Genomic DNA, 12452 nt, shown 5'->3' on the forward strand with positions numbered 1-12452 from the left:
ACCACCGTGAAATAGGTTTTGCTCATTAAGGGTTTGAAAAAGTGAGTCAACTTTCTTTGTATAAATGGATTTTTCTCCTAAGATCGATTGTTATTCTTGTAAATGGCATCCGAATATCATTAATATTCCGAATATTTCAATCCGTAATTTTAACCGGTATACTAGATTTCTCATTTGTACAAGTATGATTTTTTAAATAACAAATGCTTATTGAGGGGGAATTTTGTCAAGCAATTCTTCCAAAATTTCATCCTTTTCATCTAAAAGATGATCTTTAATAATGATATCAGGAATAACTCCTTTCTTATTATCGATTCCACTTACTCGATTAATTTTTCCTTTAGAAACTTCTACAACAATCCCTGTTTTTGGTAATTGATAATTATAAATTGAAGCGTATAAGTTTGGATATTCACCTGTTTCTTCACCTACTATAGTTCCAAAATTATAATCTTGTATTTGTGCAGCAGTTACTGTTGATTGTGAATAAGATTGTCTATTAACTAGCACGTAAACTTTTCCTTGAAAACGTTTATTTAATGGTTGCGGTTTATAAAAGCCAAAGTCATAATCATAGATATCTCCATCTTTATGTTTTAAGATAGATTTCCAATATCTTTGAGTTGTATCTTTATATTTTCTTGTGTGTTCTTTTAAATGTTTGCTAGTTTTTAATTGAAACTTAGATGACCATTTAAAAGGTTTGTCAGCAATATAGGATACCAAAAAATCACCAAAAGCATCATCTCCACCAGAATGATTGCGTAAGTCAATAATTAAATTTTCAGGTTTCTTATTTTTTATTTCTACAAACGAAGAATCTATAAACTGTTTGTATTTATCTATATCACCACCAAAATCTCCAGGTCTTATATATACTATTTCTTTTGACAATAATTTAAATAGCATATTGTGTTTAAGAATATCATCACGCTTCATTTCATATTCTTCTATAGCTTTTATTGATTGCAAATTATAAGAGGTTTTAATATCATCTCGAATAATATCAACTTCAAAAGTTTGTAGCTCACCAAAAGTCAACCAATAAAATCTAGGGAGAGTTAAGTTTTCTAATTGAGCGTTCTTAAAGTATAATCGTTCAGCTGAGATTTGTGGATAAATCTTCTGGAGTACTTTGTCAATAGGTGTATTATTAATACTTATAAGTTCATCTCCAACTTTAATACTTGCGTTTTTTGACCAGTTTTTTCTAACATAAACATTACCATTTTCAACAGCTACTTCTAGAGGGAAAATAGTTCCTCCAGATTGAGCATATGTAACATATGATTGAACAGGAAAAGGAATTCTAGTATGTCCATTATTAACTTTAGAAACTATTTTTTGAAATGTTTTTGTAGTTTCTAGGACACTAAAACTATCTTTTTTAATTTCTTGTTTAATATTACTGTAATTTTTTTCAAATTCAGTTTTGCTGGTATATGCATATAAATTTATATGGGTGTCTTCTAGAGAAGTTTTTAAATACTTTAAATCTGATAATATATCAGCTTTTGAAAACTTATTTTGACTATAAACTATGTTTAAACTAATGATTGAAAAAATAAATATGAATTTGATTTTCATTAAAACTGTTTTTTTATTATTGATTATTCATTTTTTTTAAGGCTTCCTTTTGTTCTTTAAGAGTTTTTACACCATATTTTTTACGTTCTTGATCATCTACTTTAAGAGAATCATAATTTTCTTGTATCCAAGGTTTACCTTCTTCTTTAAAGAATTGGGTTCCATAAATTTGAGGTTTGCCAATACTTAAAAGATAACGATCTATAGCTGCAGCATATAGTGATTTATTTATCGTAGAATCAATAGCTATTGCTTTTTTTATAAGTTCAACTGTTTTGGCATAACTTACAGAATCATCTCGGGCATGTTGAAAAATCATGGCTGCTCTTGCGTAATCTTTACCAGTTTTGATTTTTCCTGAATCTAATAATTGTTGTACCCTTATTCTACGAATACTGTCATTTCTATGAAGATTATGCCAATCTATAGTATCAATTTTTCGTTCATTTTGATCATCGTTATAGATATTGATTAACTCTAAGTTATCCTTAGTTGTTATTTTTTTATTTGAGTTAACTTCTTTACAACTGCATATTTTTAAAAAAATGACTAAAATTAACAATTTCCTCATATTTCTAGTTTTTATACTATTTAACATGAATAGATTTTTTATAGGTGGTTTTACCTTTTTCATTTGTGATAACAAGAATAAACTTGCCTTTTGGTAAATAAAAATTTAGAGAAGGTCTTTTTTTATTTAAATAAATTCGATCTATAGGAACTCCGTTTTTTTCATCTGAAACAAAAACCTCTGCTATCCCTTTTTTTACCATTTTAGGGGAAGTAATGGTGATATGCTTACGTTTTCCATTAAGAGACTTCCACAGAGGTCTTTGATTTTTATAATTTGTCCTAGGATGAATTAACTGAATGTCTACTTTTCCTTTTTTGTCTTCTGTCACCCAATACTCTTTGCTTTTGTTTTTTAAAACTAAATATTCTTCTGGATTTATTTTATTAATTATATGTTGGTAATTTGGATCAGAAAATTTAAAGTTTCCTTTCTCCATCAATCCAACTTGGTCAATTGTTAGTGGGTCTATACCTGTCAATTCTTTAAAACACTTTGCCATCATATCTAATCCAAAGTGTTCTTTTTCCATAATATGGTCATACCCCGCATGTACTAATACTTTTGCTTTTGGATCAATATCAAAAATCCTTTCTTTTAAATTTTGTGCTTGAGCTGTTTCTCTTTCAATAATACTTTGCCTCTGGGCTTTTTGACTATCAGATAAGGTTACCATTTTTGGATTCTCTTGCTCATAAGGAATAATTTTATATCCTATCGTAATAGCAGTTCTTATTAAATCAGCATATTCTGGTTCATTAATATAAGAAAGCATACGTTCTTTTTGTTGAATGATTCCAGTATCCTTTGGCATTAAAGTTTCAGCTGCAAAATAGCGGAAACCTTTATTGTATAATTTTTGTAATAGTTGATGAGTAAACGCACGATGCTGAGGTACATGATGAGCTTCATTTATAAAAATAGCTTGATGTTGGTCTCCTAAAGTTGTAATCTCATTAATAGCTTTGTATGGTTTAAACTGATCTAGATTTACAGTTTTTTTTGATGAACGAGTATAATTACTTGCTAAGTCTCTAGCTTCTAAAGCTTTTTTATATCTTCCAGCTATGGCTAAATTTGTTGAATATAGATCGTAATAAAAGTTCTTAAGTAATCTATCTTCTTTGTACATTGCTTCTAAAGTACTCATGCTTTCCGTAGCAGCGAAATAACTTTTAGTTTTATTAAATACCTCTTGAGGAATTTTATCAGGACTTGGTAATATTGCCTTCTTCTTTATTTTGGATGTTTTTTTGGTTTTATCAGAAGATACCTCAAAAAAACTCTTTTCTAATTTAGGGTTTAGCTCAATACTTTCAGTTGTAATACGTTGTTGGTATTCTATAATTTCACGTTCAAAAGGAAACAAAATACCATTTACTTTTTTATAATTTGAAAAGACAGAAGTTATAGTAACTAAACCTAATTCTTCATGATATAAGTTCGTTTCTGATTTTGCAAGTGTGTAATCATGATTCTTAATCCAATAAATATTACCATCGGACCTCTTAATTACGAAGCAGTCTACTCCATTGTATTTGTCTTTTTTAAGAAGTGTAAAACTCCCTTTTAATAAAGGACTAGGGAAATCAGAAACTATATTAGCTAAATATTTTGCTCTTTTGCGGCTAGTTTTTGAAACTTTTCCTTTTTCTATTTTATAAGCATCTTTTAGGTTGAAAACTTCTGTACTCTCTCCAGAAACAGAAGAAGCTTTAAGTTCAGTTTTTACTCCTTTTTTTTTATCAATAGCCACAATACTTTCAATAGAAACTCCTGCTTGTTCGAGATGAATATTTCTTTTTTCAATAGTTCCAGTTAGTTTTAGTAATCTATTTTTTCCTCCTAATCTTTCTAAATGTTTTCCTATTATCTTTTCTATAGATTGACCAAAAGAGAAACTGGTTATACCTATAAAAAATATAATTAGTATTTTCTTCATAATGTATTCCTTTTTAAAAGCAGCAAATCTATCTGTAAGAAGAGATTGAATCGTCCGAATGCTTCTATTCGGACGTATATAAGTGTTAATGTTTGTTAAAAAACAACTAATGTTATTAATAATTGTTTTAAGAATCAGCTTTTATTAAAGTAAAACAACCGTTGTGAGTATAATGGAGAAGTAAGGATTACCTTTAAGAGTAATTTTTTAGAGTTTTAATATATTGAGTAGGCGTAAGTTTTGTTTGTTTTTTAAACACACTATTGAAGGTGGATTTTGAATTGAAGCCGCAATCGTAAGCAAGACCTAATAAGGAAAGTTTTTGATTATTATTAGATTTTACTCGCTCCTGAAACTCTTTAACTCGGTAAGAGTTCACAAAGTCATAGAAATTTTTAGAGAAGTTTTGATTTATTTTTAATGATACTTGTTTGGGTTTCATTTCTAGCAATTCTGACAACATGGAAAGATTGAGTTCTTGATTTAAGTAGGGTTTTTGAGTATCCATTAAAGTGTTTATTTTGGATAAAAAAATAGTATCTTTTTCAATAGTATCTTTTTCATAGGATTGCTCTTTGATTTTTAGAGGTAACGATTTTAGGTTTACAAGGTCACGTTCTTTTTGAATATACCCTTTAAAACCGATCCAACAATTAATGACTGCAAGTATCACAAAATTGGGTAAAAAATAATATTCTCGATAATAACTATCAAAAACAAATCGATCTGTATCCGAAATAATTCTCCATAAAATTTGGTAACTCACATAAATAATAATAGGGGTTTGAAGCCATTTTAAGGAGATGTTTTCAATTTTAGAATAATATTCTTTTAGCTGTTTTTGATGTTTTATAAGAATGCGTAATGAAATAAAACTGTACACAAAAATAGAAAACACTCCAAGCCACTGTTGAGTTAGATATACATATGAGTAAGTAGGTAATTCATTTAAATACAATCCATCAGAGCCAATTCTATAGAAAGAAGTTCTATAAAAAATAAATTCTAAAACAAGTGGTAAAAAGTGTAAGAAATTAGATCTTTTAAATTTGAATTTATGGTCACTAATGCACTTTGTATAAAAATAAAGAGCTGGACCACTTCCGAAAAGCATCTCCATTTGAATATAGCGAAATACATATAATAAACCTTGATCTTTTAACACATTTACCAAAACGATATTTACAACAATGAGTGCATAAAAAAACACAAGTGAAGCAAGAAAGATATTTGCTAATCTTCGAGGATGTTTAAAAGCAATTAAACCACTTAAAATCATTGCTTGTAAACCACATACACACATAATAGTAAATAAAATGGGATTGGATGTAATCATTTAAATTAGTTTAATTGTTGTCAATTTGCAATAAACGCACTAATGTAAATATTTATTATAAAAATTAAATAGGTGTAAACCTATTTTAGGACGACTCACTAGAGTTTATACTGTGTAAAGCGGTAGCGTGTTTGTTTAAATAAAATGATTTTATTTTGATGTGTTGATTTTTGTCGAATATTTAATGAGTTAGAGCGCATATTAATGGAAATACTTCAAAAAGATAATTGCTATTTTTCATAATCCTTACAAATGCTATTTTTATTTTTTAGAGCCCATTATACATGGTACATTACTTTTAAGATATATAAGCTTAATAATATTATTGTTAAACTTAAAGCTTTTAAATTGAAAGAATCGATCTTCTTTGTAATTAAGAATTTTCTTTTTCTTTTCAAAAAAAGTTTTAATAATAAAGTAATGATTAAGTGTGAAAATAATAATAAATAACAATGATTGAATCTATAATCTATTATATAACAAAGAGATAATCTGATGAAAGCATTGCTCATAGAAGATAAAGAATATATAAGGAAAGGACTACGAAACTTATTACAATTAGTAGATGCCAAAGTAAAAGTAATTGGAGAATGTGAATCTGTAAAAGATGCAGTTGTTGTAGCAAACGCTTGTAAACCAGAATTGGTTTTTTTAGATATTAATCTTATTGATGGTAGTGGATTTGATTTTTTGGAACAAACAGAAAATTTAAATTTTAAAACCATTTTTATAACTGCATACGAAGAGCATGCATTAAAAGCTTTAAAAAAAGGAGCTGTAGATTATATTTTGAAACCTGTAGATATTGATGAACTTAAAGAAGCATTAAACAAAGTTGAGCAATTGTCTTTTTCAGAACAAAGAAAACAGTTAAAAACAGCAAAACAAGTTTGGAAAAATGAAAATTCTAAACTGATTTTATCACTTCAAGATAGTTTTCAAGTTATAAATTTAAATGAATTAATGTTTTGTGAATCAGATAAAGGATACACTACTTTTTATTGTAATAGTAATAAAAAATATGTGGTTTCTAAAACTTTAAAAGAATTTGAGGAGCGATTAGGAAAAGTTAGTTTTACACGTCCACATCAATCTTATATAGTTAATCTAGATTTTATTGATAAATATGACAAATCTGGAGCCATTTACTTAAAAAATGGCAAAAAGATACCTGTGTCTTCTAGAAAAAGAGAACAGTTTTTGAATGAATTTTTAAAGTGGAATAGTAATTAAAGGTAATAACATGTATAAAGATTTGTAAAGAGAATGAAGATAATTATAATATTTATTCTTATCCTTTTTAGTCTTAAAAACTATGGGCAACAATACAGAATAGGGGAAATTGCTAATTTTAGTTCAAAAACTTACCTAATCCCTTTTGAAAATAGAAAAGAATCTGCTTTAGATTGTAAAGCACTTTTAAATTATGATGGTCCAATTACAATTTTTTTCTGGCTTTCTACTTGTAGTATATGTATTAAAGAACTGAATAATTTTAAAAAAATGAACGATTTTAAGTTAATAGAAAATCGTTCAAAAATTATAGTAGTATCTGAAGATAGTCCAAAAAAATATGGTGTTGCTAAAATGATTTCAAAAAAAAATCAATGGGAATTTAATATGTTTTTTGATAAAAATTATCGCCTTAGAAATAGTTTATTAAATAGATGGTATGGAGTTCCACAGGTAATGATAATTGATAAAAACAAGAAAATAATACTACATAAAATAGGATATAAAAAAGGAGATGAGAAGATAATATTCGAAAGAATTAAAAGAGAATTGAAAATGTAAGCTATTAAAAAATGAAAAATCAAATTCAATTTGCCCATTCGAATGGATTTCCAGCACAATGTTTTAATTCGCTTTTTAACATGATAGAAAATGCAGAAATAAATTACATAGAACGAATGGGGCATAATAAGTTTCTTTTGAATAGTAACCTAGAGAATTTAGCCCATGAACTTATAACTTCTATTGAACAACGATTTAATAAACCTATTACAGGTATTGGACATTCTACAGGAGGTGTTTTAATGCTAATAGCAGCTTCAAAAAAACCTCAACTTTTCAAAAATATCATTGTTATAGAACCTATTTTATATCATCCAAGGAAAAGAAAAATAATTGAAATAATGAAAAGAGTAGGGCTTTCTGGTTATATCGGGCCAGCTAAAAGTACTTTAAAAAGAAAATCTTTTTTTAAATCAAGAGAAGAAGCTAAAGCATATTTTAAATCTAAAACTCTGTTTAAAACATTTCATGAAAATTGCTTAATAGATTACATTAAATATGGTTTAAAAAAAACAGAAAAAGGTTTTGAACTTTCTTTTTCTAAAGAAATAGAATCTGAAATATACCGTAGTACATATACAAAAGTTCCTTTGGGAATAGAAAAATTAAAAGGTACTCTTATTTATGGGAAAAAAAGTAATATGTTTAGTAAAACTGATGTTAGATGGTGGAAAAAAAGTTTTCCCAATTTTGATGTAATTACACTAGATACTGGACATTTATTTCCTTTAGAAAACCCTTCTCTAGCTGCAAAAATTATAAATAAGATACTAAAAAAAGTAGTGTAAGAATAATTAAAATAAAAAAATATTTTTTGGAAACTAAAGTAAATCAACTTAAAGAACAAATTCTTTTAGTAAATAAGAAAACAAATGAATTAATAGAAAATATTTCAAAAGATAGATGGAATATTACTCCAGATATAATAAATACGAATCTTAATTGGCAATTGGGACATATTATTTTGGCAAATTATTTACATGGGGTTGCATCAATAATTGGAGCAAATGATGAATTTAAAGAAAAAGTAAGTCTTCCTAATTATATAAAGTTTTATGGTCCAGGATCTAAACCAAGTAATTATGATAGTGATAAACCTACTGTAGAAGAATTAATCCAGGTTTATAAATTTACTATGGATATTATTATAGAAATTATAGAAAATATTACCATTGAAGATTTGGATAGTGAAACTGCTGTGCCTAACCCTTCGGTAAATATGAAATATGAGGCGCTTATGTGGCTTCCTCAACATCAAAGTTGGCATAATGGACAGATTGCGATTTTAAAAAGAGTTTTAAATCTATAAAAAATATGTTTTTAAATAAAATATAGTTGAATCTGATTAAGAATTTTATTAAAAAACAATAGCTTAGCACAAACTATTACATTTCATGTAAACTAACAAACAATACATGGTTAAAAGTATTAAACAGACTTGCTTATTTATTGTTTTTTTATCCCTTACAGTAACAACAAGTGCTAAGTTAAAGATAACTCCTCTGAAGATTAAATTGAAAGAGAATAAGAAAAGTTATCGTAACTATAAATTCAATTTATCTGATTCAAACAATTATAATTATATAAACTTTAATTTAAAAAATGGTTTAGCGAGTAATGAAATTTATGATTCATATCAAGACTCTAATGGTTATTTGTGGTTTTCAACTGATAGAGGATTAACAAGATATAATGGTTATGAATTTCAAAATTTTGGAAAAGAACATGGAATACCAGGAAACGTAATTCTTGATTTTTTTCCGCAAGAAAATGGACAAATTTGGTGTTGGACTAGAAATACTAATGAACTATTTTATTTTAATCAAGGAAAAACAGATTTCACATCTTATAAATATAATAACCAGTTAAAAAAACTAATTAATAACCCTCATCAAATTATTGAAAGTTTATACCTTGATGATAAAGGAAATTTACACCTAGCAGGACGTTATATAATTGGTGAAATTATTATAAACAGTTTAGGTGAAATAACTAAAAAAAACAAAAAAATATCCAGTGAAGTTAAAGAGTTATGTTTTGTAATAAAAAACGATAAAAACTTTTATTTTTTCGATGATAAAAAAAAAGATTGTAAACTTAAATATCTCTTAAATGATAATTTTTTTGACGGGTTACGTTTCAACGATAGTACCTTTATTTTGTCAAACAATCAAAAAGTAAAAGTTGTTAAAGATAATCGAAAAGAATTAATTATTTCTAATTTAAGAAGATCACCTCTTAGTTTGGGAACTGTTAGTGAAAATGAATTTATTGTTACATTTATTAATGGAGGAGCTACTGTATATGATATAGAAGGGAATAGGAAAAAACATTTTTTAAACAATACAACTGTTACAAGTTTTTTAAAAGATAACGAAGGAGGATATTGGTTTACTACGCTTGAATCTGGCGTTTATTATATAAAAAGACCAGAAATAGAATTTGTGAATACTGAAAGTTATGGTATTAAAACACTTACTAAAAACAATAAGGAAGAATTAATAATTGGAACTTCTGATGGAAGAGTAATTAAAAGAACTATTAGCGGTAGTCTAAGAAATTTATATGAGTTTAAGCATAGAAAGACTTCAGTTATGGTTGAATTTGATAATATAACCAATGAACTGTATTATATTTCTTCTTCTTTTATGAAACGAAGTTTAAATCATAAAATTAATTTAGAAACTAATTTAGGGTATACCTTAAATTTATCGTTACCTGAAAATAGAACACTATTAACTTCACACATTGGTAAAATAACTAAGATTAAAGATAGAGAGTTAAAGCAAATTAGTTTATCTGAGAGATGTATAGATGTTTCTCTTTTTAATAATCACGCATACATAGCAACTCCAAACGGTCTTTTTAAAGAAGTAGATACTACCATAGAAAAAGTAGCGCATAAACATCTTAACTTTAGAATACAGGACATAGAGAAAAAGTATAATAAAAATAAAATGTTTTTAGCTACTCTTGGTAATGGTATCGTAACATATACAAAAGATACTATTAAAACGATAAGAGAAAAAGATGGTTTATTTAGTAACAATATTGAAAAGCTATACTTAGAAGATAAAAATAATTTATGGGCAATTACAGATAGAGGTATTAATAAAATTAAATTTACTAAAACAGGATATTTAATAGAAGGTATTTCTCTGAAGAACATAAATCATGATAGTAAAATAAATGATCTTGAAATTATTGGGGATACTTTATGGTTAGCCACTAACAGTGGACTTTTTAAAAGTCCTAAAAATGTATTAGATAAACAATATGTTAAAACTCCTAATTTAAAAATTAACCAAATAATTGTTAATGATTCTATTATCGTTAATAAACCTAACATAGAATTATCTCATAATGAAAACAGAATAACATTTAATATTGAAGGATTATCTTTTAAAGAAAAACTGATTTATACATACCGGTTAACAGGATTAAATGATACTTGGTATTCAACTAAAAACAGAAAAATTACATTTGCATCTTTGCCTCCAGGGCAATACACTTTTAATGCTTCTTATTTAAATCATAATCAAAAAGAGTTACAAGAAGTTTTATCATATTCGTTTTTTATTAAAAAACCATATTGGAAAAAATGGTGGTTCTATCTTTTGATAAGCACAGGGATATTATTGATTATAATTTATTTTTTCTGGTTAAAACTGAAGAATGAAAAATCTAAAATAAAAAGTGCAATTATAGAGCAAAAATTATTGCGTTCTCAAATGACTCCTCATTTTATATTTAACTCGTTATCAATACTTCAGGGGATGATTCTGAACAAAGAAGACAAAAAATCAATTTCTTATTTATCTAAATTCTCAAAACTACTTCGTGTAATTTTAGAAAATTCTAGAGATAAAACAGTCTTATTATCAAAAGAATTAGATGCTTTAAAGAATTATATTTCACTTCAAAATTTAGAAAATGAAAACTATGAGTTTACAATTACAGTAGATAGTTCTTTAAAAGAAATGGCAATTAAAATTCCTCCAATGCTTATTCAGCCATTTGTAGAAAATGCTATTGAACATGCCTTTACTAATTTACAAGAAAATAGGCAGATAAATATTAAATTAATATATAAAGAGAGAAAATTAATTTGTACTATTATAGATAATGGTATTGGTATTGATTCTTTCCAAAAAAAGAATTTTCATGATAAAAAATCATTATCAACATTAATAACTTCAGAACGTATAAAAATGTTGTCAAAAGATTTTAATATGAAAAGTTCAATAACCATTGAAGATAGAAGAAAATACAATGAGCAAGGAACTATTGTTACAATATATATTCCTTATAAACTTTGTTAAGCTAAAAACTAATTTAATTATTTAATTCTTTCCAAGTAGCCGTGTAAGGATCGTAATTACATGCCGTTTTATGAAACCATTCATGTTTGTTTTTTTGATATGGAATTCTATCATCTACACACATATATCTAAATTCACAATCTTTACAAATAGCACATATATCTTTTTTAACCTTCCAATATTTTTTGAAATTAGGATTAAAAATAGCTTTCTTAATTACTTTGGTAATATGATATGAATAAATATTTCCAAAAGAAATATCAGAATTTGGAGAGTTTTTAATATTTCCATTTTCATCAATAAATATCTTTTTATTAAAGTAATTATGAGAAAATTGCGACTCTAAAAATAAAGAAGAATTTAATTCCATTGAATCTATGTGTACAAAAGGTTTTGTGTCTTTTTTTATATACAATATTCGGAATTTATTTTCTTGAGCATAAATTTTTACGTTATCAGAAACAATAGACACAGATTCTGGATAAGAATTATTGATTAAAAAACTATTTACTTTTTTAGTTAAATCATTATTTGTTACAATTACTAAATGTGGTATTTTAAAGAAAGAACAAATTTTTAAAGCTTTCTGTACAGTTAAATCATCTTTATGTTCAAGAACTAAATATTCAATAAGGTGTTTTGAGTTGTATTCTATTTTTTTAGGAGGAAATTGTTGAGTGATTTTAGAGTTAATTTTATAAATCATTCTATACTCCTTTAAAAATGAAATTAAATCCGAAGATATTTCTTCTTCTTTAAAAAAACGTTGTTTAATAAGTTTTATTAATTCTCCAGCTTCTGAATTATTTATATGAAATATATCAAGATTTTTAAAGTTTATTAAAAAACTTTTTCTGTATCCTTTTACAAAGGAAACACTACTAGAAATGCCATACATAG

10 protein-coding genes are annotated in these 12452 nt (G+C 26.3%); 5 read left to right on the forward strand and 5 right to left on the reverse strand.

The features are described 5' to 3' along the window. Positions 1–207: 207 nt before the first annotated feature. The 4 genes from ACSIGC_RS16325 to ACSIGC_RS16340 all read right to left on the reverse strand — a co-directional run bounded on the left by ACSIGC_RS16325 (position 208) and on the right by ACSIGC_RS16340 (position 5436). Positions 208–1587, reverse strand: a complete 1380-nt coding sequence (locus tag ACSIGC_RS16325) for a S41 family peptidase (RefSeq protein ID WP_442265841.1) — start codon at positions 1585–1587, stop codon at positions 208–210. Positions 1588–1603: 16 nt separating this feature from the next. Then, the gene (locus ACSIGC_RS16330) at positions 1604–2158 is read right to left on the reverse strand and encodes a hypothetical protein (protein ID WP_442265842.1); all 555 of its coding nucleotides are present in this window, start codon (positions 2156–2158) and stop codon (positions 1604–1606) included. Between the two features lie 16 nt (positions 2159–2174). Further along, positions 2175–4100, reverse strand: coding sequence for a hypothetical protein (locus ACSIGC_RS16335; protein WP_442265843.1), 1926 nt, complete (start codon positions 4098–4100; stop codon positions 2175–2177). Between the two features lie 193 nt (positions 4101–4293). Continuing rightward, positions 4294–5436 (reverse strand): helix-turn-helix domain-containing protein, encoded by a 1143-nt coding sequence (locus tag ACSIGC_RS16340; RefSeq protein ID WP_442265844.1) that lies wholly within the window; start codon positions 5434–5436, stop codon positions 4294–4296. Between the two features lie 495 nt (positions 5437–5931). On the opposite strand from ACSIGC_RS16340, the gene ACSIGC_RS16345 reads away from it, so the two are divergent. The 5 genes from ACSIGC_RS16345 (at position 5932) to ACSIGC_RS16365 (ending at position 11552) form a co-directional block, all read left to right on the forward strand. Next, a complete protein-coding gene (locus tag ACSIGC_RS16345) occupies positions 5932–6669 on the forward strand; it encodes a LytR/AlgR family response regulator transcription factor (protein ID WP_442265845.1) in 738 nt (245 codons plus the stop codon). 33 nt (positions 6670–6702) lie between these two features. Further along, entirely contained in the window at positions 6703–7230 is a 528-nt protein-coding gene (locus tag ACSIGC_RS16350) for a peroxiredoxin family protein (RefSeq protein ID WP_442265846.1), read from the forward strand. A gap of 11 nt (positions 7231–7241) precedes the next feature. Beyond that, entirely contained in the window at positions 7242–8018 is a 777-nt protein-coding gene (locus ACSIGC_RS16355; protein WP_442265847.1) for an alpha/beta hydrolase-fold protein, read from the forward strand. 26 nt (positions 8019–8044) lie between these two features. After that, a complete protein-coding gene (locus ACSIGC_RS16360) occupies positions 8045–8539 on the forward strand; it encodes a DinB family protein (protein ID WP_442265848.1) in 495 nt (164 codons plus the stop codon). 106 nt (positions 8540–8645) lie between these two features. Beyond that, a complete protein-coding gene (locus tag ACSIGC_RS16365; RefSeq protein WP_442265849.1) occupies positions 8646–11552 on the forward strand; it encodes a histidine kinase in 2907 nt (968 codons plus the stop codon). A 13-nt stretch (positions 11553–11565) separates the two neighbouring features. On the opposite strand, the gene ACSIGC_RS16370 is transcribed toward ACSIGC_RS16365, so the two are convergent. Further along, the gene (locus tag ACSIGC_RS16370) at positions 11566–12450 is read right to left on the reverse strand and encodes a hypothetical protein (RefSeq protein ID WP_442265850.1); all 885 of its coding nucleotides are present in this window, start codon (positions 12448–12450) and stop codon (positions 11566–11568) included. Positions 12451–12452: the final 2 nt, after the last annotated feature.

It is taken from the genome of Tenacibaculum aquaeponti (assembly GCF_052084715.1).
GTDB lineage: Bacteria > Bacteroidota > Bacteroidia > Flavobacteriales > Flavobacteriaceae > Polaribacter.